The following is a 21899-nucleotide window of genomic DNA, read 5'->3' as shown; positions in this document are numbered from 1 at the left end:
GCCTTTGGAGGGACTTGTGATCCACCCGCGGGCCAGCATCCGGGCGTCGTCGCCTGGATTAATTGTGACCCTACTCACAATGCTCATTGGGTACAACCACCGTTGAAAATCCTGCGCATTCTGCCCTATCTGAATGGTAGGCACCGTGCTAACGTTGCGCATTATGCAAGCTTTAGATGGCACCGACACACGCCTGCTTTCGGCCATGGCGAAGGATCCCCGCGGCACGGTGGTGGCCTTGGCGCAGAAGCTGGGACTTTCCCGGAATACGGTCCAGGCGCGGATGGCCCAGCTGGAAAAGAAGCATGCGTTCCTTTCCTTCGAACGGCGCATCAACCCGGCAGCCCTCGGCTACCCGCTCATGGCGTTCATCTCGGTGCATGTGCAGCAGCAGAAGCTTGGGCAGCTTGCCTTGGACCTCGCCGAAATCCCGGAAATCCTGGAGGGGTACGGACTGACCGGTTCGGCTGACCTGCTGCTGCGGGTGGTGGCGCTCGACGCCGAGGATCTGTTCCGGATCAACGGCAAGATCCTTGCGTGCGACGGAGTGGAACGAACGGACACTGCCATGTCCATGGGCGAATTGATTCCTTTCCGAGTGCAGCCGTTGTTGAACCGGAATACCAAGAAGGCGCTCCGCACGGGCTGAGCCCTTGAATCCCCTTGCTCCTCGCTGGAATGTGCGATTTGATGCAGGTGGACGCCTAGGGGGCCGGCTGGCGGCTTCTGTCCGGTTGGCGGCGCAGGCCTGGTCGCCGGGAAGGGGAACCACCCGTGAGCACCCCGCAAGTACCGCTGCAGCCTGACCAGGACCCTCGGGCCGTCCCGCCGGCGTCGGGAGGCGAAGCACCGCGGCACGGCAACACGCCGCCTGACGGCCCAACCGGTCAATACCCCGCCCCTTACGGCCGGCCAAGCCAGTTCACACCGCCGGGCCAGTTCACACCGCCGGGCCAGTATCCGGCTCCGGGCCAGTTCACCCCGCCGGCGCAGTACCCCGCTCCCGGGCAGTACTCCGGCGCCTACTCCCCTCCAGGGCACGGGGCGTACCCTCCCCACCCCTACGGGATGCCCGTCCCGCCGCCTGCGAAGAACCGAAAGCTCCTCTGGATCATTCTCGGAGCGGCGGCCGCGTTCGTCGCCCTTGTCATCGTGGGGGTCGTCGTTCTGGTCAACGTGGTGGGAAGTGCCACGAACAGGGCCCAGGCCGTCTCCGACGACTTCACCCGCCTGATCGTGAACGGCCAAAGCTCCCAGGCGTACGACCAGTACATGAACCCCGTGCTCACCCGAAGCCTGACGAAGGACAAGTTCATGGCCGGCATTGCGGGTCTCGGACTGGACAACACCTGCAGGCCCCATTACGACTCCGTGAACGTCGGTTCATTCAACGGCAACAACACGGCCGACGTTGTTGGAACCCTGCAGTGCCAAGGCAAAACCCTTGACTTCAGGTACAACTTTGAAGGCAATGATTTGAAAATGGACGCCATCCGTCTCCAGCCGCAGGGATAACTCCGAAAAAATTCATCCCATCCGACCCATCCATAGTGCCGGGGAGTCCGAATATCTGGTTGAGAGCCCCGTCCGGGGTTTCGAACACAGGCCGGAGACAACCCCGGCCATACCGGAAGGTTTGGACCATGCGCACTTCGCCCAACCGCCTGATCGCCACCATCTTTGGCGCCGTCTACCTGCTCGTGGGTGTCGTTGGATTCTTCGTCACCTCGGGAATTGGATTCTTCGCAACCGAGGGTGCCAATCTGATCATCTTTGCGGTAAACCCCCTGCACAACATCATCCACCTCGCCATTGGCGCGGCCCTCCTCTACTCGGGCATGAATAGCACCGTTCTGTCCAAGACCGTCAATACCACCGTCGGCGCCGTCTACTTGCTTGTCGGCATCCTCGGACTGTTCCTCGTGGGCTCCGCACTGAACATCATTGCCCTTAACGGCGCAGACAACGTCCTGCACCTTGCCAGCGCTGTGGTTCTTCTCGGCATCGGCCTCTCGCAGGACAAGGTTCCGGCCACCACCGCCAGGGCCCACGTCTAAACACCTCGAAACCCGGAAGGAGCCGTCCGTGTCTGCTCAAGCTGCGACCCCCGTGTCAGCTCAGCCAACGACGTCCGTGGGACCCACCCTTGGGGCCTCCCTCACCTTGTTCTCGTGCTTTGCGGGAATGGGCGCGGGCCTCGTCGAGCTTTCCATCGCCTCGAGCTACATCTTGGGCCGGGGACCCCTGGTGTGGGCGGGCGGCCTCTTCGTGGTCTGGGGCCTGGCGCTGATCGCAAGCTCGATTGCCAGCCTCCAAAAGGGGCGGCTCCGGTTCCGTAAGCCAACAACCGCAGGCCTCCTCGCGGCCGTGCTGGTCCACGTCGGATTCCTGGTTGCCGGCATGGCCCAAAGGGTGCTCGACGGCGGGCATCTGGCGGCTCTTTTCCTGGTCCTGATGGCGTTGGGATCCTCCGCCTGGCTCGCCCGCAGGTTTCGCGACGACGTCGGGGGAACCGTTTCGGCTCCCCCACGTGCCGGTGCGCTCTTGGGAGCCGCCTTCGCTGCCGCCGTCGTCGTCGCAGCAATTACGACGCCGGGGCTCGCCGCCTCGGTGGCCGGAGCGCATGCCGTCCCGCACGGAGAGCACTCCCTGCCGGGCGTCCATAACCACTAAGCCTTAACCACAAAGACCTTCCGCCCAGGCGGAAGCAGCAATCCCTCCCACACCGAGTGTGGGAGGGATTGCTGCTTAAAGCGGTACCGCCCCGATTCCCGGGTGGGCCGGAGCTTGGCTAGTCGATGGCCGCCATGAGTTCGACCACCCGGTCGAGGAAAGCATCAACCTGCGCCTCTTCATAGCCGTCGCGACCGCGGGCCTCGGAGAAAGCTGCCCGGCGGACGTTGTCGACGCTCAGCGGCTTGTCGTTTTCCAGGTAACCGATCAGGGAGACACACAAGGCATCGACCTCGGCGATGTTGTAGCTGCGCGCACGCTTCTTGTCCGGCCGGCGGAAACGTTCGCCATCTGGCCGGTGCAAACGGCCCCGCAGCACTCCGGAGAGTTTGCCGATCTTCAGCAACCAGGCTTCCTCGCCTTCGGCCGCTATCAGCTCGTCGCGTTCGCGCCGGGCGAAGGCGTCTTCAAGGCGGTCCAGTGCTGCGTCCACGGCAGTGGCGTCGTAGCCGCCTTTGACAGGATCAAACGAAACGGCGCGGACATCGCCGCTGCCGATCTTCTCCGATGCCTCGGCCCTGTTTTCGAACGACAACCGGGCACGCTGGAAAAACTGGTCTACCTGCTTTGCGTTGTAGCCATACTTGCTGTGCGCCACGCGCTCAAATGCTGCGGGGATCTGGCGACGAATGTCCACTGCCACTGCTTTCCTTCTGGGTGGTTGTCAGGCGCCGCTCAACAGCGCGTAAAGAATAAATGCTGCCGGAGCCGCGAAGACGATCGAGTCGAGCCGGTCCATGACCCCGCCGTGTCCGGGCAGGATGCTGCTCATGTCTTTGACGCCAAGTTCCCGCTTGACCATGGATTCCGCGAGGTCCCCGGCGGTAGCCGCGGCAACCATGCCAACGGCAAGCACCACGCCGACCCACCAGGGCCGGTCCAGCACGAAGATGCTGGCGAGGATCCCGATCACCATGGCACCTGCCACCGAGCCGGCAAAACCTTCCCAGGTCTTCTTGGGGCTGATCTTGGGAGCCATCGGATGCTTGCCGAACAGAGAGCCGACGAGATACCCGAAAGTATCGTTGGACACCACTAGCAACAGCATCACAGCAATCTGCCAGGCACCCGCCGGAACCTGCCCGCCGGGCCACGGACCCGCCGTCGTCGCTCCCGTGCCGACATGGAGAGGCACGATGGCAAAGCTGATCAGGAAAGGGACCCAGGCAAGCGTGAAGATTCCTGAGAAGACGCTGCGCGGAGCTCCCGCAGCGCTTTCAAGGGACCGCCAGAGCAGGACGGCCGTGCTGCTCAGCACCATCGCGAAGAGCAGGCTCTCGGTGCCTCCGAAATAAGCCGCCAACGGCATCGCCACGGTACCGGTCAACACGGGGATGATCGGCATCCTGGTGCCTTGGCCTTCGAGCGCACGGAAGATTTCCCACACACCGAGGACCGCGAACGCGGTGGTCAGCAGCACGAACCCGAGCGGCAGGAACAGCAGCCCTCCGAGGACGGCGAAGAGCATGGCGAGCCCGACGCCGATGGCGGCCGGAAGATTCCGGCCGGCTTTGGGCGTTGGGTTGCCTCGTTGGCGTCTGGCGCGTGTGGGGATTCCCTGCGCGGGCGCCGGCTCAGCCTCGCTCATCAGACCTCGAGCAGCTCGGCTTCCTTGCGTTTGAGGAGCTCATCGATACCGTCGACGTGGGCCTTCGTGATGGCGTCGAGTTCCTTTTCGCCACGGGCACCCTCGTCTTCTCCGGCTTCGCCGTCCTTGACGAGCTTGTCCAGGGCGTCCTTGGCTTTGCGCCGGATGCTTCGGATGGAAACCTTTGCGTCCTCACCCTTGCCCTTGACGATCTTGACGTATTCCTTGCGGCGTTCCTGGGTGAGCTCCGGGATGGTGATCCGGATGACGTTGCCGTCGTTGGACGGATTGGCGCCGACCTCGGAATCGCTCAAGGCCCTTTCGATGTCGCGCATCGAGGTCTTGTCAAAGGGCGTGATCAGGATGGTCCTGGCGTCGGGAATAGCAAAGGAAGCGAGCTGCTGCAGCGGTGTGGGCGTGCCGTAGTATTCCACGATCACCTTGTTGTAGAGCCCGGGGTTCGCGCGACCGGTACGGATCGACGCGAAATCCTCCTTGGCTACCTCGACCGCCTTGTCCATCTTTTCCCCGGCTTCGAGCAAGGTTTCTTCGATCACGGTTTCTCCTCAGAAATAGTCGCGCCCCGGTGCACGGGCCGCAATGCACAATAAATTTCCGCCCCTGCGGGCGGAAGAGTCCTAGAAATATCCTAGCCCTTGCTAGGGGGTGACCAGGGTGCCCAGCTTTTCGCCGAGAATGGCCCGGGTGACGTTCCCTTCGCCTTCCATGCCGAAGACGACCATGGACAAATTGTTGTCCTTGCACATGGTCATTGCGGTCTGGTCCATGACGCGGATGTCACGGCGCAGGGCCTCGTCGTAGCTGAGCTTTTCGAGCTTCTCGGCCGTGGGATCCTTCTTGGGATCCGCAGTGTACACACCGTCCACGCCGCTCTTTGCCATGAGCACGACGTCGGCATGCACTTCGAGGGCGCGCTGGGCGGCCACGGTGTCGGTGGAGAAGTACGGAAGGCCTGCGCCTGCACCGAAGATGACCACGCGGCCCTTCTCCATGTGGCGGATGGCACGGCGCGGAATGTAGGCCTCGGCAACCTGCCCCATGGTGATGGCGCTCTGGACGCGGGTCTCGACGCCGGCTTGCTCCAGGAAATCCTGCAGGGCCAGGCAGTTCATGACTGTGCCGAGCATACCCATGTAGTCGGCGCGGGAACGGTCCATGCCGCTCTGGGAAAGTTCGGCGCCGCGGAAGAAGTTTCCGCCTCCTACGACGATTGCCACCTCGACCTCGGAAACAGCTGCGGCGATTTGCTTGGCGATGGCGCGGACGGTTTCCGGGTCCACGCCAAGCTTTCCGCCGCCGATGACCTCGCCGGACAGCTTCAGCAGTACACGACGACGGGTCTTCTCCGGATGGATTGCAGTGTTCTCGGTTTCCATGGTGCCTTCCCGTTTGTGGACTCTGGCTAGATTATCTTGCTGGGGGCCGGGCAGAAAGCTGCCGGCTGTGGAGGCACTCGGTGCGGGCCTGCCGTTGCATGCAAAAGGGGCGGCCACCGAAGTGACCACCCCTTTTGTATGTCTAACTAGTTTCCGACGCGGAAACGGGCAACTGCGGTTGCCTTGACGCCGGCCTCTTCGAGGACCTGTGCAACGGTCTTCTTGGAATCCTTGGCGAATGCCTGGTCCAAGAGAACTTCGCCCTTGTAGAAGCCCGTCACGCGGCCTTCGACGATCTTGGTGAGAGCGGCTTCCGGCTTGCCTTCGGCCTTGGCGGTCTCTTCGGCGATGCGGCGCTCGGACTCGACCAGCTCGGCCGGGACGTCTTCGCGGCTCAGGTAGTTCGGGGCCATGGCTGCAACGTGGACAGCGACGTCGTGGGCTGCGGTAGCAGCGGCGTCGCCCTCGCCCTCGACGGCGAACAGGACGCCGACCTGGGCCGGGAGGTCCTTGGAGGTCTTGTGCAGGTAAGCGTCAACCGTGCCGCCTTCAATGCGGGCGATGCGGCGGACAACAACCTTTTCGCCGAGAACGGCGCCTTCTTCGACGACAACCTCGGACAGGGGCTTGCCTTCGACGTCGATGGCCAGCAGGGTCTCGAGGTCGGCAGCGCCGGACTCGACGGCGACGGCCAGGACCTTGTCGGCCAGCTGGATGAACTTGTCAGCCTTGGCAACGAAGTCGGTCTCGCAGTTGACCTCGATCATTACGCCGACACCGTCCGTGACCTTGGCTGCAACCAGGCCTTCGGCGGTGGAGCGGCCTTCACGCTTCGTAGCGCCCTTGAGGCCCTTGATGCGGATGATCTCGATGGCCTTCTCGGCGTCGCCGTTGGCCTCGTCAAGAGCCTTCTTGACGTCCATCATGCCGGCGCCGGTGCGCTCGCGCAGGGCCTTGATGTCAGCAGCAGTGTAGTTCGCCATGTGAACCCCTCTGTCTAGAAATTTATGTGTTTACGGACTGACAGGACGGCAGCCCACCGGGTGGGCCGCCATCCTGTCAGTAGCTCCCCGCACCGAAATCAGCGCGGGAAAGGTCCGGATTTACTTGTCTGCTTCGGCTTCGCCGGCAGCAGCTTCGGTGGCCTCGGCGGCCGGGGCTTCAGCAGCTTCCGCAGCCGGAGCTTCGGCGGCCGGAGCTTCAGCAGCTTCAGCCTTGCTGCCTTCGAGGAGCTCACGCTCCCACTCAGCCAGCGGCTCTTCCGGCGCCTCTGCAGCACCGGTTGCGCGCTGGTTACGGGCGATGAGGCCCTCGGCAACGGCGTCGGCAACCACGCGGGTCAACAGGTTTACGGAGCGGATGGCGTCGTCGTTGCCCGGGATCGGGAAGTCAACTTCGTCGGGGTCGCAGTTGGTGTCCAGGATGGCAACAACCGGGATGTTCAGCTTCTTGGCTTCGTCAACAGCCAGGTGTTCCTTCTTCGTGTCAACAACCCACAGAACGGAAGGAGCCTTGGTCAGGTTGCGGATACCACCGAGGTTGGTTTCCAACTTGGTGAGCTCGCGCTTGAGGAGCAGGAGCTCCTTCTTCGTGTAACCCGAGCCTGCAACGTCCTCGAAGTTGATCTCTTCGAGTTCCTTCATGCGCTGGATGCGCTTGGCAACGGTCTGGAAGTTGGTGAGCATACCGCCCAACCAACGCTGGTTGACGTACGGCTGGCCAACACGGGTAGCCTGCTCAGCGATTGCTTCCTGAGCCTGCTTCTTGGTGCCGACGAACAGGACGGTGCCGCCGTGGGCGACAGTAGCCTTGACGAACTCGAAAGCGCGGTCGATGTAGGACAGCGACTGCTGAAGGTCAATGATGTAGATGCCGTTGCGCTCCGTGAAGATGAATCGCTTCATCTTCGGGTTCCAACGACGGGTCTGGTGTCCAAAGTGGACGCCGCTGTCAAGCAGCTGGCGCATAGTTACGACGGGCATGCCGACGCTCCTTCCGGCAGGTCATTCATGAGAGCGCCACACGGGCCACTCTTACCCTGCCAATAGTTGACGGTTAGTTAGCCGGACCCGAACGGGCCGTGGCTCCTGGCATCCATTGCACTTCTCATCCGGCCAATGACTCGCCGGACCGCAAGAGGCACAATCCTCCGCAGCGTTGAATCCGCGAGGATTCTCAATTGGAGGGTTGGATACGCGTAGTCAGCCTGCAACCCCCGCGCGACTGAATGAGAAGCGCTTCTGAACAAGCCTGAGGGCACAGCAAACTGCTCCACCAAGTGTACTACAGCGCCTTCAGCCTCATGACCGCCGTCGCGCGATCGCAGGGGTCCGTCCTTCGGCGGATTTTCCGCCTGGTTTTCCACATAGCCTGGCTGGCGCCTTTCGGGACGCGCCACCCCAACGAAGGCTTGTTACGTGAGAACCACACATCTACCGGCCTACGTTCTTTTGCTCGTTGCCCTCGGCCTTTTGCCCGTTGTCCTCGGCGCGGCGCCTGCCGTTGCATCGCCGTCGTCGGGCCCGCCTGTCCAGTCCGGGACCGGCCCGGACTGGGCGTGGCCCCTCTCCCCCAGGCCCACCGTGATGCGTGGGTTCGATCCTCCGGACAAGCCGTGGTTGAGCGGGCACCGCGGCGTGGATTTACAAGCAGCCGACGACGGCGCAACGGTCGCCGCCCCCGCTGGCGGCACTGTGGGCTTCGTGGGCGTCGTGGTGGACCGGCCTGTGATCACCATCGACCACGGGAACGGGCTGCGGAGCAGCTTTGAGCCCGTCGACAGCGAACTCGAAGAAGGCGCCCCCGTGGCCACGGGCCAAGCCATCGGCGTCGTCAGAGCCGGCCACTGCGCGGGATCTCCGTGCGTCCATTGGGGAGTTCGGTCCGGGGAGGACTATGTGGACCCGCTTGCCTTCGTCACGGATCTCCGGCCGTCGGTGTTGCTGCCTCTGGACGATTGGTTGGCGCTGGACGAGCTGCGGGTGCTGCAAGCCTTACCGCCGCTAGACGATGGCGGAAATCCCGGTGATGGCGCGCCCCGTGACAAGGGTGTTGATTTCGTGGGTGCCTTCGTAGGAGTAGATAGCCTCGGCGTCGGCGAAGATCTTGGCCATCTCGTAGTCCGTGACAATGCCGTTGCCACCGAGGATTCCCCTTCCCAGGGCTACGCTCTCGCGCATGCGGGCCGTGGTGAAGGCCTTCGCCAGCGCGGATTGCTCGTCCTTGGCGACGCCGGCATCCTCAAGCTGCGCGAGACGGACCATCATGCCCATGGAACTGACGGTGTTGCCCAGGATCTGCACGAGTTGTTGCTGCACCAATTGGAACGATGCCAGGAGCCTCCCGAACTGCATCCGTTCAACCGCGTAGCGGCGGGCAACGTCGAACGCCGCAAGCTGCTGGCCCACAGCCTGCCACGCGACCGAAAGCCGGGTGACTTTCAGGACCTTGTTGGTGTCCCTGAAGCTGTTCGCATTGGCCAGTTTGAAGAAGTCCGGAACCACCACATTTTCAAGGGTGATATCGGCATTCTGGACGGTCCGCAGCGAGATCTTGTTCTCGATCTTGCTGGCCTTGAATCCGGGGAGGCCCGTGTCCACCAGGAAGCCCTTGACCTGATTGTCGGCGAGGTCGCGGGCGAAGACCACAACCCAGTCCGAGAAGGTGGCGTTGCCGATCCAGCGCTTGGCCCCGTTGAGGATCCAGTTGTCGCCGTCGCGGCGCGCAGTGGTCCGGGTGCCGCCTGCAACGTCCGAGCCGCCCAACGGCTCGGTCAGTCCAAAGGCGCCGATCTTCTTGAGGGAGTAGACGTCCGGCAGCCAGGCTTCTTGTTGCTCCCGGGATGCCAAGGCCTCGATGGAACCAGTGAACAAGCCGTCGTGGACGCCCATGAACGTGGCAATCGAGGCATCGGCGCGCGTTGCTGCTGCGTGGACAAGGCCAGCGAACACGTTGGAATAGCCTTGCCGCCTCACCGGGCTGACTAGGTCAATCTCAGCCAGCTTGGGAATCAGGTCCATCGGGAATTCCCCCCGGTTCCAGCAATCAACGGCAATCGGCTTGACCTCACAGGACAGGAAAGTCCGGATCTCGGCCAGCCGGTCTTGTTCCTTGCCCGTAAGCAGTTGCTCAAATCCATAGAAGTCGCCGTCGGCGTATGGGAGATTCTCGAGGTCGATTGCTGCCTTGGACATGGCGCTCCTTCGCGTAAGTTACTGGTGAGTAACTTACAGCAAGAGCGGGGCCACCACAAGCAACCCGGCGCACACCTTTGTGCAGGTCTAGCCGCTCTCGTCACACTCGGGGAATTGATGCCGGGATTCGATCCTTGTGATCCTCTTGGCCGAACGATTCAGTCTGCTTGGCTTAGCCGAGCTCGAAGCCAGGCGTCGATGCGTTCGAGGGCGGCTAGTGCCATGGGCGTCGCATGTCCGGTGAATCCATGAGGGGATGCGGGATAAACACGCAGGTCGACCTCGACACCGGCTTCAGACATCCGCGAGGCCATGGCGAGATTATCTTCCAAAAGGATGTCGTCGCGGCCAACCACGATAAGGATCGGCGGCAGCCCGGCAAGGTCGGCGAAGAGCGGTGAAAGGTCGGGGTGGGCGCGATCCGGAGCAGTCCCGGCATACGCGTCAAGAAAATACTCGTCGGCGATCAGGCGCCCGGCCTCCGTCTTCGCGGCGAGGTCATAGGTGCCGAACTGCAGCACGCCGCCGCTGAAGGCCGTGACCCCGCGATCGCGCAACCGGACAAGCGTGGAAACCGCCAGCGTTGAACCGGCAGAGAAGCCACCGACAGCGAGTTTCGCGGTACCAAAACGGCTTTCGGCCTGCTCGACCAGCCACAGCGCTGCCGTCTCGCAGTCGTCGGGTGCGGACGGCCACGGGTGCTCGGGGGCAAGCCGGTAATCCACGCTGACTACGGCAACACCCAATGCGTCGGCAAGCCGCCTGTTGCGAACATCGCTTCCAGCGGCTGAGCCCATGTAGAAGCCGCCGCCGTGGATTTCCAGGAACACTCCCGCCACCGGTGAACTGACCGGACTGTGGATCCGCACCGGAACGCTTCGGCCAAGCGCACTTGCCTGCTCTGTGACTGGCTGTGGATCACACTCCGCAGGTGCTGGCGCGCCAGCCCGGAATGCGAGGAGCTCTTCCAGACTCCCCGGGCCGCGGCCGGCCGGCCGGTGGGCGTAGAAAGCGCGGGTTTCATCGACGAGTGACCACAGTTCAGGATCGATCCGCGATGATAATTCGAAGCTCATTGGATAACCCTAGGATGCGCATCCGGCGCGCGGCCAAGGTCCACGCCGTGGCGCGTTCGGCCCGTTAGGAGCAGTATGGAGGGATGAACGCTCCCAGCGCCGATGGTCCGGCGCAGGGTGGCTCCGTAGGTCCGGGGGCCCGCCTGCACCCCTGGAGCCGTTATGTGGCCCTGGGTGATTCCTTCACCGAAGGGGTTGGAGATCCGGAGCCCCGCAGCCCGGGCGGCCTGCGAGGCTGGGCGGACCGGGTCGCGGAAGAACTGAGCGCCGGACACGAAGATTTTGCTTACGCGAATCTGGCGGTCCATGGCAGGTTGCTCCATCAGATCCTGGACGAGCAGGTTGGCCCCGCGCTGGCCCTGCAGCCGGATCTGATCACGCTCAATGCCGGCGGCAATGATTTGATCTTCCGTAGAACCGATCCCGACAAACTCGCCGCCCGGATGGATGCCGGAGTGCAGCTACTGGCCTCCACCGGTGCGACGGTCGTCCTGTTCGCCGGCCCGGACTGGGGCGCTACGCCCGTGCTGGGCCGGACCCGCGCCAAGGTGGCCATCTTCAACGAGAACCTACGGACGATTGCGGCCCGCCACGATGCGGTCATCGCCGATCTCTGGGCACTGCGTCAACTCACCCACCCACGGATGTGGGATCCGGACCGGCTGCACTTCTCTCCCCTGGGTCAGCACACCATCGCCATCATGGTGCTCGATACCCTCAACGTTCCGCACACCTTGGAGCCGATGACTCCGAAAGCGCTGCCCGGACGCAGCTGGCGCGAAGCCCGGGCGGACGACATTATCTGGGCGCGGGACCACTTGTTCCCGTGGGTCCTGCAACGCCTCAAACAAGGAATCTCCGACGACGGGCGGCACGCAAAGCGACCGGATCCCGGCCCCGTGTTTGGCGCCTGGATGCCGCCGGGAACATTCGTGGGTAACGATCCGCCAAACTGACGGCGATCTCAGAGGTTCCATCTCAACCCCGGAAGCCCCAACTCAACGCGGCGCCTACGGGTTATCTACCGCTGGCTGCTTCCGGGCAAGTACGGATGAGAGACCGCCGGACACACGGACTTCGGCTGCCAATTTGGTGAGGCGCTTCTTGGCTGCGTGTTCAACCAGGAGTGGGACATAGTCCCGGACCGGGCCGCCGTTCAAGTTCCCGTGCTCTTCAGCGACCACGGACTCGATGTCCGGGCGTGGCATCTCGGGGAACCGCTCGGACAGGTTGTTGATGACAGCCACAAGGGCCCGCGCTTCGTCTTCCCCCGTCATAGGGCCAAGTGTCCGATCCGGGCGCAGGAAGGTCAACAAAATGAGGTTGTACTGAAGGGGCCGACACGGACGGGGGCGCTGGAACGCCCACAAGCCCTGGCGCGCGAGTTTCCCGGATGTCTGATTTTCGCCGCCGGCGCGCATGAAAGTGCCTCAACGTCCGAGTGCGATCCATAGTTCCGACACGCCGTACCGAAATTTCATCTGCGGTACAACTTGACGGGTGGTTTGGCCCCCTACGATAAAGCGTCATTACTCGTCTATTTAGGAGATCCATTTGTCGTACCAGCAGCAACAGACCACCCAGTTTGGCAGTCCCGTCCCGCTTTGGGCTCCCTACTACGGTGCACCCATCGGTGAGGCAGCACGCCGGTTCTTCAAGAAGTACGCCACCTTCACCGGCCGGGCCAGCCGCAGCGAGTACTGGTGGTGGATGCTTATCTCCATCGTCGTGAGCATCGTTCTGAACATCATCACGTCGGTGGCCGGCTCAGCCGGTGCAACCGTCAATGACTCCGGTGCCACAGTCCCGGGCCCGGGCATGATGATCGGCGTCATCCTCCTGGTCATCTGGGGACTGGCCGTCATTGTCCCGTCCCTGGCCCTGACTGTCCGCCGCCTCCACGATGTGAACTTCAGCGGCTGGCTGATCCTCATCGGCCTCGTCCCGTTCCTCGGGAGCCTGGCACTGCTCATCTTGACGATCCTGCCGTCCAAGCCCGAAGGCCAGCGGTTCGACGTCCCCGCATAAGTCCACACCAGAGGACAAGCTGAAGGGCCACTCGCGCACGCGGTGGCCCTTCAGTGTTTCGATGCAGAAACATCCTCACGACTCATCAAGGCTGGACGCGCCTACCTTCGTGGCCGGCAACCAAGGGCCTAGGATTTTCAGATGCTATCTCCCGACGAAATTGCTGGTCTGCCGGTCGAAGAGTACGGGTTTCCGGGCTCGCTGCGAGATGAACTCGTGAGCGCGATCCTTGACGGACGGAAGACGGCGACGACCTCCCTCCTCGTCCAATACAAACTAGCCGAAGACCGATTACCCGCGGTCGGTGAACGGGGCGTGGTCGTTGATTCGTCAGGGCGACCCGTTTGCATCACGGAAGTTACCGAGGTTCGCGTAGTGCCCCTCGGGGACGTTGACGCAGCTCACGCGATCGACGAAGGCGAGGGTTACCAGGCAGTCTCCGACTGGCGTGTGGGCCACGAAAAATTCTGGCATAGCTCCGACTTTCGGGCCGTCCTGCGAGATCCCACTTTTGCGGTCTCAGACTCGACGGAAGCTGTTTTGGTGCGCTTCCGCGTATCTCTCCGGAGCTAGCCTTCCATCGAAAGTCCGGCCGACCGGCCCCTTTAGAGGGTGCGTCCGTCCGGTATGGGGTCTATGCGAGGCCAAGACCCGCATCCCGAAACTCCTTCGAACACTGACCGGGTGACACCTGGTCGGCGATGGCGAGCACTGTCGTCGAGCGCAACCGCATACGCAGAGCGTCATCGGGATCTTTGGTCGAAAGCGCTTCCCACGTCCCCACGCTGAGGCAGTGCGCTGCCGCGGCTTCGAGAAGGCATGCGTGGGCGAGCCTGCTCGCTCTCCAGATCGACGATTCACCGGAAATGATCCTTGACTGCGTTACTGTTCCGTCCATGATCATTTGGCTCAACGGCACCCACGGAGCGGGAAAGACGACGACGAGCGCGCTCGTGCAGCAATTGCTGCCCGACGCCCGCGTCCTCGACGCTGAGAAGGTCGGTGAGGTCCTCATGGACATCAGGCCTGGACTTCCCGCAACGGACAATTTCCAACACTGGGAGCCCTGGCGACCACTGGTCGTCGAAACCGCTCGGCGCGTGCTCGAATTCACCGGAGGCACCCTCGTGATGCCGATGACTGTCCTGGTCGAGAGCTACTGGCGGGAGATCAGCGATGGTCTTACCGGGCACGGCATCCCGATCCAGCATTTCGTGCTCCACGCCGACCAGGCCACGCTCCGCGAACGCATACAGAACGACAAAGACCTCGGACCCTCGACGTTCCGCTTCGCATACCTGGAGCCATACGCCGAAGCAGCCCGTACGTGGCTACACGATGAAGCCGAGGTCATCGACACCACGCACATCAGGCCGGAGCAAGCCGCGCGCCGGATCGCGGATTCGGTGCTTGGCCGCTGAGAGCACGGTACAACCGACAGGTGAGTCCGCTGAGGGATCCCCTGGCGGACGCCGGGCGCCGCCGGTGTCGGGTGCAAGCAGTATTGAAGGGATGGCAACCGTGGATCTCTTTTCAGCTCCAGCGCACGAGGTTCCAGTGGCGTTTGGAGCCTCGGGCGCGCCCAAACGCTTGGCCGGAGGACGAGGGGTCATGTGGCGCGCCGGAGCAGTCGTGCTGGAGCCAGTCGGATCGGATCGCGTGGGGCGAAGGACCTATGCCAAAGGAAAGGCTGCTGAACTTGGCTACGGGGGAATACGGTGCCATTGAGGGTGTGGAACAGGTCATTCATGGCGACCTACTCGGCGACGTCAGCGAAGAAGTACGGGCCTCGTACTTCGCCGCCGGCGACGATCATCTGGACACCAACCTGTAGCCCGGAGCCGATCTCATCGGCAGCGACATCAGGTTCTGCCGGCTGCGCGGGGCGGACCTGAGGGCGACCTGAGGGGGACCTGACTCATTGCCGCCGATCTGCGCGACAGTGACTTATCGGGTGCGGATCTGCTCGGTGCAGACCTGCGGGATGCCCGGCTTGACGGCGCTGATCTCTCGAAGGCCCTCTACCTGACACAGCCTCAGCTCAACGCCGCGAAAGGGAGCCGCGCGACTCTTCTCCCCTCCGGCTTGGCAATGACCCCGTACTGGAATTGAGGATGAGCGCTCACCGCGGGGCCGGGAACGACGGCGCGGCACCTCCCAAGGAAGGTGCCGCGCGGATTTCGTCTGCGGACGCGAACCTAGTGTGCGCTCGTGAAGAGCAAGCCCTTCGGGTGGATCGAGGACAGACCCGCGACCGGTGTGAGCGATCCGGTCGAGAGGTCCAGCGCCGCGAGGTAGTCCGGGGCGGCATCCGGCGTCACGGTCGAGAGTGCCTGGCCGGCCGCGAACGGGCCGGTGACGGAGAGCACCGTGTTGTGGTCGGGATCGGTGATCCACAGGGTTTGCCGAGACGTCGTCGCGAAGGCGGTGTCGTCGACCTGCTGGCTGAGGTTGAGCACCTGCAGCGACTGCTGCGGGGTCCCGGCGCGGTCGGCGAAGATCAACTGCTGGTCGCCCTGTGAGGCAAGCGCGAACTGGTTCTTGAAGCGGGGGCTGTCGGCCGGGACCACTGTCGCCGAGTCAGGGTCGGTCAGGGCAAGGGCCGTGGTCCCTTTCGAGCCGGAGTTGGCGACGGTTGCGGTGGCGTTGTCCGTGAAGACCGGGGCCAGGGCGGCTGTCGAGCCGCTCAGCGTCGCCTGGTAGACGGCCGGCCCGGTGGTGTCGGACGGGTTCGAGGCGGTGATGAAGATCTTGCCCTGGTAGATCGTAGCCGTGTCCGTGCCGCCCCCGTGCGTCAGTCCGGTGTAGGCGAAGTCCTTCACGGCGGCAGCGCCGCCGGACGGTGTCACGGTGTGGAAAGCGGAGTTGCCGTCCTCGTTCGTTGTCACCAGCAGCCTTTGGCCTGCCTCGTCAGCGTGCAGCCCGTCGATCTTGCCCGTAATCGTCCAGGACCCGCCCGGGGTTCCGTCGAGGGAGTATTGCTGGATCGTGCTCGCGGTTGCACCGCTCGTGGAGGGTTCGCCCATCGGGCCGACGCCGTTCTGGAAGGCCACATAGATGTTGTTGCCAAGGCGCGTGATGTCATCCGGCTTGCTCTCGCCGCCGACAGCAGCGAAGGACTTGACCGTGTAGGGAGACGCAGGGGCGGCGTTGGCCGGGACGGCGGTGCAGCTCAGGAGGACTGCGGCCGAGAGTACAGCGCCGAACATGAAGGGCTTGCGGGAAGGTCTGATGTCCATGGTTAAGTTCCTCAGTGTCATAGTCGATTCCCCATCGGGGCCATCATCCGGTCACCGCATGGATGCGAGGTAACGCTGGGATGAACGGAGGACGGCCACCCGCTTGGAGACGCTCCCGGAACGCCAGACCATAACGGGCTCAAATACCTAGCTCGTGGCGCTGCTCGCCGCTGCGGTGTCCGGAGGCATGGCCATCGCCTCGCCCAAGCCACGAAGGTAACCGGCGAACCCGTGGAGCGCCCGGCCGTGCAGGCGACTGGAGGTGATGACCCGGAGGGTGTCCGTCGCGACTACGGCGCTGCCGGATCGCCGGAGGCGCGCCGCCAGGATCCGGTCCTCGTGGAGGCGCACGGGCTCAAACCCGCCCACTCCGAGGTAGTGCGAAGCCCGGACGCCGAAGTTCGCGCCGAACACATGGGGGTGGTCCTCGGCGAAGCGATGCCTGCGTGCCCACGCGTTGAGCAGGCTCTTGTCCAGCTCGCCAGGGTCCGGCTCAACGGTGCCCAGCACGGCGTCAGCCCCGGACTCGGCGAAGTCCACTTGGCCGCAGAGCCAATGCGGTGGAACCACGGAGTCGGCATCGGTATTTGCCAGCCAGATCTGTTCAGGGGCTGTGGTCGTGGCGGCGAGGGCGGCCCGGATGCCGGCCGCCCTGCTGGCCCCGGCGCTGTGCAGGCGAACGTCGACGAGGCTGAGGCACCCTTCGGAGCCTGCGGCGTCGACGGCGGCATCTCCCGTGCCGTCGTCGCACGCGTCCAACACCACCACGACGCCGATGCCCACGCCGGGGCGCAGCGCGCGCAACTCGGCGGCGGCGCGGCATATGGCGCGGATCGCCGGGGCGATGCGCTCGGCCTCGTTGCGGGCGGGGACCACGACGGCGACATGGGCGATGCTGCCATCGACTGGCCCACCGTGTGCGGACGGGATTCCAGGGAGGGGGCGGTTGCCGCCCTCAATGCTAGGCGCGGGCATCGGCGCTTCCGGCCGCGGCCGCGATGAACGTCTCAAGGATGAAGGCCTTCTCCCGGTACACCGCGGCGGAAGGCCAGGGCAGCCGCCCCCGCGCGGCCGCATGGACGCTGTCTCCATCCAGTGACCAGCCAGAAATCGGATGGCGCCAATGGCACATCACCAATGTCCCGCCCGGCAGGAGCGAATCCACCGATTTGTCGAGCACGGCGTCCAACTCGGCGCGGCTCAAGTAATACCCCACCTCTGAGATGACGATGAGGTCGAACCGGCCATCGGGCCACTGGGTGGGCACCGTCATGTGCGCCGTCGTTGCCCCTGGGTTATCGGCAAGCCGGGCATCCGCCGAGGCGAGGGCCTGGCTGCTCGCATCCACGCAGAGGAGTTGCTCGCAGCGCTGGGCGAGTTCGGCGCTCAGCACTCCAGAGGAGCAGCCCAGTTCGAGTCCCCGGGCGTAGCGCGGATCGGGCAGCGCCGCCATGGTCAAGTCGCGTTTTCGCTTCTCGTACCAGCTGCTCGAATAATCCCAGGGGTCGCTGGATGCAAGGTGAACGGCGTCGAAAACGCGCTCCGCGTCGGCCGCTGTGTTCCCGCCTGAAGGAGGAGTCCATGCAAAGGTCTCCCACGTCCGGCGGAAATGGTCGACGAAACGCTCCTGCAGGAGTGCTTCGTCACCAGGCCGTCCTGAGAGAGGTTCCATCTGTGAGCGGTGGGCCTGCAAGGCCGCGGACTTGGCTTCCCGGCCGCGCGCCGTCAGTTCCGACCGCACCCAGCTGCGCCATCGCGCGTCAGCTACATTGGCCCAAAGCCAGTACCAGATCGGGTATTCGAGGAGCCCGTGACCCTCCGCTTCGGCGAGTTCCGCGGCAACGGAACCGACGACGTCATGATCGGGGTGGCCGTCCCCCCGCAAAGGCGCCACCAGCACGACGTCGGAGGGCAGGCTCCCGCCAGCGTCCCGGACGGCAGCCCGCAAGGCGTCGCGGATCGCCGGGCGGTGACGTCCGAGCTGGCCGTCGGGGAGCCGCAGGTTCGTCCAACGGGCGCCCACACCCAACGCGGCCATCGCGTTTTCGAACTCCCGTACCCTGAGCCTTGCCAGCTCGCCAGGGGTGGTGGTCGGAGAGTGCGGGTGCGAGGCCTCGCCCGCGCTGCACAGCACAACTCTGACAGCGGCCCCCAAGTCCACCAGCCGGGTGATAAGGCCACCGGCACCGAGAGTTTCGTCGTCGGGATGGGCAGCAAGCACGACGACGCTTCGGCCGGCCAGTTCGGCATCGTCCAGTGGGAGCTCAGGCAGCAGATCCACCCCCGCCCTCAGCCACTCGTCCTCAGCCGTGCCTGCATCGGCATGTGCAAAAGTCACCATGTGTTTGCGCCCTTCAAGACCAGTGATCCGAGTTGGGCGTCGTCGCGCTGGCCGTGATGTTGCCGGACGTAGAGGCGAAGATCGGAAACCCGCTTGGCATGTCGCTCATCCCGGGCCAGCGGGGCCGGGCCCAGGTTCTCACCGACGGTGTCCTGGATTCTTTCCACGATTTCAGCCACGTTGCCCCTGATCCGCAAGGCGTGCGCCCACGCATCGTTGCTGTCTTCGCGATCGCCTAAGGTGCCGCCGTCAATCCTGGCCGCCGCGCTGCGGAGCAGCTCGAATCCGGAAGCGAGCAAACGGTCCGCTTCGCCAAGGCCGGAAAGCGCGATCTGGTCCGGTTCCCGGCGTGCAAGGGCGTCCTTGAACGTGCGGACGAGGCCGACGGCGCCGCCCAGCCAGCAAGCGGCGACGCCGATGCCTCCCCAGGCGAAACCGGGTCGATCGAAATACCAGCCCGGCTCGCCGACCGGGACCGCAGGGACGTCAGCGAAATGCACCGTGCCACTGGGAATTTCGCGGAGGCCGTGGCTAATCCAGAGCGGTTCTTCGACTTTCACTCCCGGGGAGCCCAAATCCACGGCGAATGCCTGGCGACTGCCCGATTGCGTCTGCGCAGTGACGATTGCATGGTCGAGATAGCCGGCCAGGGAGCACCAGGGCTTCGAGCCGGACAGCGTCACGCCGGACCCCGCCGATGTGGATTGCCCGGCATCCCGCGCCTCAAGAACATGCCCCGGCCCCTCGGCGGCGAACACACCCCATGTGCCGTCGAAAAGGGCCTCCTGCCCCGCTTGCTTCAGAATGGCGCCGGCGTCCAGGTGTGGTTCGAAGACGCGCGCAGCAGCAACGTCGACTGCGGCCAGCGACGCCAGGATCTCCCACAGCCGTGCCGTCTCGCCTTCGCCGGGATCCGGCATCGTCCGTGCTGTCATCTCGGCCAGTGCCAGCAACGCGGGGACGTCGCCTACCCGTTCATCTGCCTGCGACAACAGTCGCTCGACGTCCTCAGGCAGTGGAGCTTTCCCCAGCCGCACGCCTTTGCTCGTCTTGTCATAGCCCGGGCGGTGCATGTTCATCTCTTCCTCCGCATCACCTCGACCAAACCATTTCCTGCGGTTAATAGTAAGCAGGCTTACTACCAACCGGCCAACAAGCGCGCCCCGCCCCCAGCAAATTAATCAGCATACTGACTGACATGAAAATGAGGTTGGCTCCATAGTCCTGGGCGATTGTGGCTGGGGAAAGGGCAGCTGTTCGGGCCGGCACCTATCGGGTTGCCGTGAGTGGTTCGATGGTGACTTTGTAGCCCAGGGATTCGAGTTGTCCGATAGCGTGGGCCTTTGTTCTGGAGGGTGTGCGTCGGGTGAAGTAGTCGGCTCCCGGGTCCCGGTAGAGTTCGCCGGTGGTGAGCATGTACCAGGCGGCCGTGAGCATGGCGTGTTCGACGGCGACGAGTGCTTTGACGGGTCCGCGCCGGGACGCGATGCGCCGGTATTTCGCTGCGAAATAAGTGCCGTTGGACCGCACCGCGGACATGGCTGCGATGCCCAGGGCGCCTTTGAGATAGCGGTTGCCGGGCCGGGTCTTGGCGGACTTGACCCGGCCGGCGGACTCGTTCGCTCCCGGGGACGTGCCGGCCCAGGATGCCAGTTGTTGCGGTGTCGGGAAGACGCTCATGTCGGCCCCGGTTTCGGCGATGAAGACCTCGGCCACGGTGGTGCTGAATCCCGGGATGCTGATCAGGAGCTCCCGGGCGTCGCGAAAGGGTTCCATCGCCTGCTCGATCCTCGCGCTGAGGTCGTTGATGTCGGCGGTGTGCGCGTCGATCCGGTGCAGATACAGGGCGGCCATGTAGCGGTGATGGTCAAGGAACCGTCCGGCCAGCGCGTCGGTGAGCTCGGGGATCTTCGCCCGCATCCGCCCGTGCGCCAGCTCCGCCAGCTCGGCCGGGTCCTCGTGCCCGTCGATGAGGGCTTGGAGCATCAACCGTCCCGAGACCCCGGTGATGTCCGAGGCCACCGAGGAGAGCTTGATGCACGCATCCTCGAGGAGTTTCTCCAGCCGCTGCACTTCCCGGGTGCGCTCCCGGGTGATGACGGTCCGGGCCCGGGTCAGGTCCCGCAGCTCACGGATCGGCGGCGGGGGCACGAAGGAGGCCCGCACCAGCCCGTGAGCGCCCAGATCAGCCAGCCACGCAGCGTCGGAGACATCGGTCTTACGGCCAGGGACATTCCTGGCGTCGCGGGCGTTGACCAGGATTACCTCCAGCCCGTCGTCCTCGAGAAGATAGAAAAACGGGCGCCAGTAATCGCTGGTCGCTTCCATCACGACCAGAGTCACACGCTCGTTGAGCAGGTGCTCCTTCAGGTCCAGGATCTGTCCGGTCATCGAGGCCCAGGTCGTGACGGTGGACGTGGTGGGCCGCGTGCCCCGGCCCTGGACACGGACGCAGACCTTCGCATCCTTCTTCGACACATCGACACCCGCGCAGCGCGGGTGAATGACCTCCATGACGGATCACCTTCCAAAAACCGTTCCTGCAGGGGCAAGGTGTCTGTGTTCCGGGGAGGGCGGATAAACAACAAATCTGACATTCGTGCTCAAAAAGGCAACAATCCACGATCCCGCGGACAAGAAACTGTGCCCTCCACCACCAAACTAACCCACAGGCTCACAGGCACCATAGACGTATCGGGGACGACCGAAACACACTCACCAGTCTGCCCGCATACCGCTCCACAGCACCAGAAGGCTGACCGATCCAGGTTCCGGCACGCATATTTTCCACCCCTACGACGGAACGAAGCTCCTCGGGAACTAACCTGGGATTGAAGATGCCGGAACCCCCGGCTCCGCCGGACCTTGGGAGGCATGATGAGTGCGCGCGACGAAATCAGCAAGGCAGCGGAGAACGCCATGGAGGACCTCGCCCGATCGTCAGAACCAAACGACGACGGGCATGTACCCCACCCCGGAAGGCCTGGCGAGCCCATCAAAGGGAACTCCTCGGTCAGCGAGGCCACCAACGCCACAGCAGCCGCACGCGAAGCCGCGGGCGCTGGTGGCTCGTCAGTCGATGCACCCTCATCTGGCCTTCGTGAAGGCAACTCACAGACCTCTGCCGAGAGTCTGGATTCAACTGATGCTGGCCGGAGCCCCGGGGCGGAAGGTGCCTCTGCAGAAGCTGCCAGGAGCCGGGTTCCAGGGCCTGCCGGCCTTCCGGAGCCTGACCCCCAGGACGGGACGTCCGAGGCCCTCGAATCCGACGAGGATCCTTCTGTCGGCATGGGCAGGGGCTGAG

The 21899-nt window shown here is 64.1% G+C and carries 26 protein-coding genes and 1 pseudogene; 13 read left to right on the top strand and 14 right to left on the bottom strand.

Annotated elements, in window-relative coordinates:
* The first annotated feature begins 163 nt into the window (after positions 1-163).
* The 4 genes from QRN45_RS13280 (at position 164) to QRN45_RS13265 (ending at position 2673) form a co-directional block, all read left to right on the top strand.
* Complete coding sequence (locus QRN45_RS13280; RefSeq protein ID WP_078105724.1) at positions 164-649, top strand: Lrp/AsnC family transcriptional regulator; 486 nt, start codon at positions 164-166, stop codon at positions 647-649.
* A 125-nt stretch (positions 650-774) separates the two neighbouring features.
* On the top strand, positions 775-1515 hold the full coding sequence (locus QRN45_RS13275; protein WP_284763669.1) for a hypothetical protein: 741 nt from the start codon (positions 775-777) through the stop codon (positions 1513-1515).
* 128 nt (positions 1516-1643) lie between these two features.
* On the top strand, positions 1644-2057 hold the full coding sequence (locus tag QRN45_RS13270) for a DUF4383 domain-containing protein (RefSeq protein ID WP_078105726.1): 414 nt from the start codon (positions 1644-1646) through the stop codon (positions 2055-2057).
* Positions 2058-2085: 28 nt separating this feature from the next.
* Positions 2086-2673 carry a hypothetical protein gene (locus QRN45_RS13265; protein ID WP_241708738.1) on the top strand — a complete coding sequence of 196 codons (588 nt, stop codon included), beginning with the start codon at positions 2086-2088 and terminating at the stop codon, positions 2671-2673.
* 118 nt (positions 2674-2791) lie between these two features.
* On the opposite strand, the gene QRN45_RS13260 is transcribed toward QRN45_RS13265, so the two are convergent.
* From QRN45_RS13260 to rpsB, 6 genes are all read right to left on the bottom strand, one after another.
* Positions 2792-3376: a DivIVA domain-containing protein gene (locus QRN45_RS13260; RefSeq protein ID WP_078105727.1), complete on the bottom strand. Its 585-nt coding sequence runs from the start codon at positions 3374-3376 to the stop codon at positions 2792-2794.
* Positions 3377-3397: 21 nt separating this feature from the next.
* A complete protein-coding gene (locus QRN45_RS13255) occupies positions 3398-4321 on the bottom strand; it encodes a phosphatidate cytidylyltransferase (RefSeq protein ID WP_241708735.1) in 924 nt (307 codons plus the stop codon).
* Positions 4321-4878 carry a ribosome recycling factor gene (gene frr / locus QRN45_RS13250; protein WP_078105729.1) on the bottom strand — a complete coding sequence of 186 codons (558 nt, stop codon included), beginning with the start codon at positions 4876-4878 and terminating at the stop codon, positions 4321-4323. Before frr ends, QRN45_RS13255 begins: the two co-directional genes overlap by 1 nt.
* Positions 4879-4980: 102 nt before the next feature.
* Positions 4981-5718: a UMP kinase gene (gene pyrH / locus QRN45_RS13245; RefSeq protein WP_059387847.1), complete on the bottom strand. Its 738-nt coding sequence runs from the start codon at positions 5716-5718 to the stop codon at positions 4981-4983.
* Positions 5719-5864: 146 nt separating this feature from the next.
* Complete coding sequence (tsf, locus tag QRN45_RS13240) at positions 5865-6701, bottom strand: translation elongation factor Ts (RefSeq protein ID WP_078105730.1); 837 nt, start codon at positions 6699-6701, stop codon at positions 5865-5867.
* Positions 6702-6821: 120 nt separating this feature from the next.
* Positions 6822-7700: a 30S ribosomal protein S2 gene (gene rpsB / locus QRN45_RS13235; protein WP_078105731.1), complete on the bottom strand. Its 879-nt coding sequence runs from the start codon at positions 7698-7700 to the stop codon at positions 6822-6824.
* Between the two features lie 603 nt (positions 7701-8303).
* Here rpsB and QRN45_RS21020 point away from each other — a divergent pair.
* Positions 8304-8564: pseudogene (locus QRN45_RS21020) on the top strand (peptidoglycan DD-metalloendopeptidase family protein); the annotation flags it as partial.
* A gap of 156 nt (positions 8565-8720) precedes the next feature.
* Here QRN45_RS21020 and QRN45_RS13225 read toward each other — a convergent pair.
* On the bottom strand, positions 8721-9911 hold the full coding sequence (locus QRN45_RS13225) for an acyl-CoA dehydrogenase family protein (protein WP_284763668.1): 1191 nt from the start codon (positions 9909-9911) through the stop codon (positions 8721-8723).
* Positions 9912-10069: 158 nt separating this feature from the next.
* Positions 10070-10987, bottom strand: a complete 918-nt coding sequence (locus tag QRN45_RS13220) for an alpha/beta hydrolase (RefSeq protein WP_284763667.1) — start codon at positions 10985-10987, stop codon at positions 10070-10072.
* Positions 10988-11070: 83 nt separating this feature from the next.
* Between QRN45_RS13220 and QRN45_RS13215 the strand changes: the two genes are divergently transcribed.
* The gene (locus QRN45_RS13215; RefSeq protein ID WP_284763666.1) at positions 11071-11943 is read left to right on the top strand and encodes an SGNH/GDSL hydrolase family protein; all 873 of its coding nucleotides are present in this window, start codon (positions 11071-11073) and stop codon (positions 11941-11943) included.
* 54 nt (positions 11944-11997) lie between these two features.
* On the opposite strand, the gene QRN45_RS13210 is transcribed toward QRN45_RS13215, so the two are convergent.
* A complete protein-coding gene (locus tag QRN45_RS13210) occupies positions 11998-12264 on the bottom strand; it encodes a three-helix bundle dimerization domain-containing protein (protein ID WP_264637635.1) in 267 nt (88 codons plus the stop codon).
* Between the two features lie 277 nt (positions 12265-12541).
* Here QRN45_RS13210 and QRN45_RS13205 point away from each other — a divergent pair, with 277 nt between their 5' ends.
* The 6 genes from QRN45_RS13205 to QRN45_RS20935 all read left to right on the top strand — a co-directional run bounded on the left by QRN45_RS13205 (position 12542) and on the right by QRN45_RS20935 (position 15127).
* Positions 12542-13015 carry a DUF805 domain-containing protein gene (locus QRN45_RS13205; RefSeq protein WP_284763665.1) on the top strand — a complete coding sequence of 158 codons (474 nt, stop codon included), beginning with the start codon at positions 12542-12544 and terminating at the stop codon, positions 13013-13015.
* A 141-nt stretch (positions 13016-13156) separates the two neighbouring features.
* Positions 13157-13588, top strand: coding sequence for an ASCH domain-containing protein (locus QRN45_RS13200; RefSeq protein ID WP_241708724.1), 432 nt, complete (start codon positions 13157-13159; stop codon positions 13586-13588).
* 323 nt (positions 13589-13911) lie between these two features.
* A complete protein-coding gene (locus tag QRN45_RS13195) occupies positions 13912-14436 on the top strand; it encodes a P-loop nucleotide/nucleoside kinase family protein (protein WP_264637634.1) in 525 nt (174 codons plus the stop codon).
* Between the two features lie 254 nt (positions 14437-14690).
* On the top strand, positions 14691-14849 hold the full coding sequence (locus QRN45_RS20945; RefSeq protein WP_319801845.1) for a hypothetical protein: 159 nt from the start codon (positions 14691-14693) through the stop codon (positions 14847-14849).
* 15 nt (positions 14850-14864) lie between these two features.
* Positions 14865-14921, top strand: a complete 57-nt coding sequence (locus QRN45_RS20940; RefSeq protein WP_350309779.1) for a hypothetical protein — start codon at positions 14865-14867, stop codon at positions 14919-14921.
* A 14-nt stretch (positions 14922-14935) separates the two neighbouring features.
* Positions 14936-15127 (top strand): pentapeptide repeat-containing protein, encoded by a 192-nt coding sequence (locus tag QRN45_RS20935; protein ID WP_350309778.1) that lies wholly within the window; start codon positions 14936-14938, stop codon positions 15125-15127.
* Between the two features lie 86 nt (positions 15128-15213).
* Here the strand turns inward: QRN45_RS20935 and QRN45_RS13185 are convergent, their stop codons facing one another.
* From QRN45_RS13185 to QRN45_RS13165, 5 genes are all read right to left on the bottom strand, one after another.
* Positions 15214-16254, bottom strand: coding sequence for a hypothetical protein (locus QRN45_RS13185; protein ID WP_284763664.1), 1041 nt, complete (start codon positions 16252-16254; stop codon positions 15214-15216).
* A gap of 147 nt (positions 16255-16401) precedes the next feature.
* The gene (locus QRN45_RS13180; RefSeq protein ID WP_284763663.1) at positions 16402-17229 is read right to left on the bottom strand and encodes a glycosyltransferase family 2 protein; all 828 of its coding nucleotides are present in this window, start codon (positions 17227-17229) and stop codon (positions 16402-16404) included.
* Entirely contained in the window at positions 17216-18595 is a 1380-nt protein-coding gene (locus QRN45_RS13175; protein WP_241710970.1) for a bifunctional PIG-L family deacetylase/class I SAM-dependent methyltransferase, read from the bottom strand. Before QRN45_RS13175 ends, QRN45_RS13180 begins: the two co-directional genes overlap by 14 nt.
* On the bottom strand, positions 18589-19674 hold the full coding sequence (locus tag QRN45_RS13170) for an acyl-CoA dehydrogenase family protein (protein ID WP_350309774.1): 1086 nt from the start codon (positions 19672-19674) through the stop codon (positions 18589-18591). Before QRN45_RS13170 ends, QRN45_RS13175 begins: the two co-directional genes overlap by 7 nt.
* A 190-nt stretch (positions 19675-19864) precedes the next feature.
* Positions 19865-21109, bottom strand: a complete 1245-nt coding sequence (locus QRN45_RS13165) for an IS110 family RNA-guided transposase (RefSeq protein ID WP_284763662.1) — start codon at positions 21107-21109, stop codon at positions 19865-19867.
* 360 nt (positions 21110-21469) lie between these two features.
* Between QRN45_RS13165 and QRN45_RS13160 the strand changes: the two genes are divergently transcribed.
* Entirely contained in the window at positions 21470-21898 is a 429-nt protein-coding gene (locus QRN45_RS13160) for a hypothetical protein (protein ID WP_284763661.1), read from the top strand.
* Position 21899 lies beyond the last annotated feature (1 nt).

Source organism: Arthrobacter sp. efr-133-R2A-63, from assembly GCF_030209795.1.
In the GTDB taxonomy this organism is placed as follows: Bacteria; Actinomycetota; Actinomycetes; order Actinomycetales; family Micrococcaceae; genus Arthrobacter; species Arthrobacter bambusae_A.
Note: the sequence above shows the minus strand (reverse complement) of the source record. Positions and strands in the feature narration are given on the sequence as shown.

Bases quoted from the DNA above. Each gene is read 5' to 3' on its own strand.
- QRN45_RS13220 (WP_284763667.1), bottom strand. From the start codon at position 10,987: ATGAGCTTCGAATTATCATCGCGGATCGATCCTGAACTGTGGTCACTC.
- QRN45_RS13225 (WP_284763668.1), bottom strand. From the start codon at position 9,911: ATGTCCAAGGCAGCAATCGACCTCGAGAATCTCCCATACGCCGACGGC.
- QRN45_RS13170 (WP_350309774.1), bottom strand. From the start codon at position 19,674: ATGAACATGCACCGCCCGGGCTATGACAAGACGAGCAAAGGCGTGCGG.
- QRN45_RS13165 (WP_284763662.1), bottom strand. From the start codon at position 21,109: ATGGAGGTCATTCACCCGCGCTGCGCGGGTGTCGATGTGTCGAAGAAG.
- QRN45_RS13180 (WP_284763663.1), bottom strand. From the start codon at position 17,229: ATGCCCGCGCCTAGCATTGAGGGCGGCAACCGCCCCCTCCCTGGAATC.
- tsf (WP_078105730.1), bottom strand. From the start codon at position 6,701: ATGGCGAACTACACTGCTGCTGACATCAAGGCCCTGCGCGAGCGCACC.
- QRN45_RS13185 (WP_284763664.1), bottom strand. From the start codon at position 16,254: ATGGACATCAGACCTTCCCGCAAGCCCTTCATGTTCGGCGCTGTACTC.
- QRN45_RS13270 (WP_078105726.1), top strand. From the start codon at position 1,644: ATGCGCACTTCGCCCAACCGCCTGATCGCCACCATCTTTGGCGCCGTC.
- QRN45_RS13215 (WP_284763666.1), top strand. From the start codon at position 11,071: ATGAACGCTCCCAGCGCCGATGGTCCGGCGCAGGGTGGCTCCGTAGGT.
- QRN45_RS13160 (WP_284763661.1), top strand. From the start codon at position 21,470: ATGATGAGTGCGCGCGACGAAATCAGCAAGGCAGCGGAGAACGCCATG.
- QRN45_RS13280 (WP_078105724.1), top strand. From the start codon at position 164: ATGCAAGCTTTAGATGGCACCGACACACGCCTGCTTTCGGCCATGGCG.
- pyrH (WP_059387847.1), bottom strand. From the start codon at position 5,718: ATGGAAACCGAGAACACTGCAATCCATCCGGAGAAGACCCGTCGTCGT.
- QRN45_RS13195 (WP_264637634.1), top strand. From the start codon at position 13,912: ATGATCATTTGGCTCAACGGCACCCACGGAGCGGGAAAGACGACGACG.
- rpsB (WP_078105731.1), bottom strand. From the start codon at position 7,700: ATGCCCGTCGTAACTATGCGCCAGCTGCTTGACAGCGGCGTCCACTTT.
- QRN45_RS13255 (WP_241708735.1), bottom strand. From the start codon at position 4,321: ATGAGCGAGGCTGAGCCGGCGCCCGCGCAGGGAATCCCCACACGCGCC.
- QRN45_RS13210 (WP_264637635.1), bottom strand. From the start codon at position 12,264: ATGACGGGGGAAGACGAAGCGCGGGCCCTTGTGGCTGTCATCAACAAC.
- QRN45_RS13200 (WP_241708724.1), top strand. From the start codon at position 13,157: ATGCTATCTCCCGACGAAATTGCTGGTCTGCCGGTCGAAGAGTACGGG.
- QRN45_RS20945 (WP_319801845.1), top strand. From the start codon at position 14,691: ATGCCAAAGGAAAGGCTGCTGAACTTGGCTACGGGGGAATACGGTGCC.
- QRN45_RS13175 (WP_241710970.1), bottom strand. From the start codon at position 18,595: ATGGTGACTTTTGCACATGCCGATGCAGGCACGGCTGAGGACGAGTGG.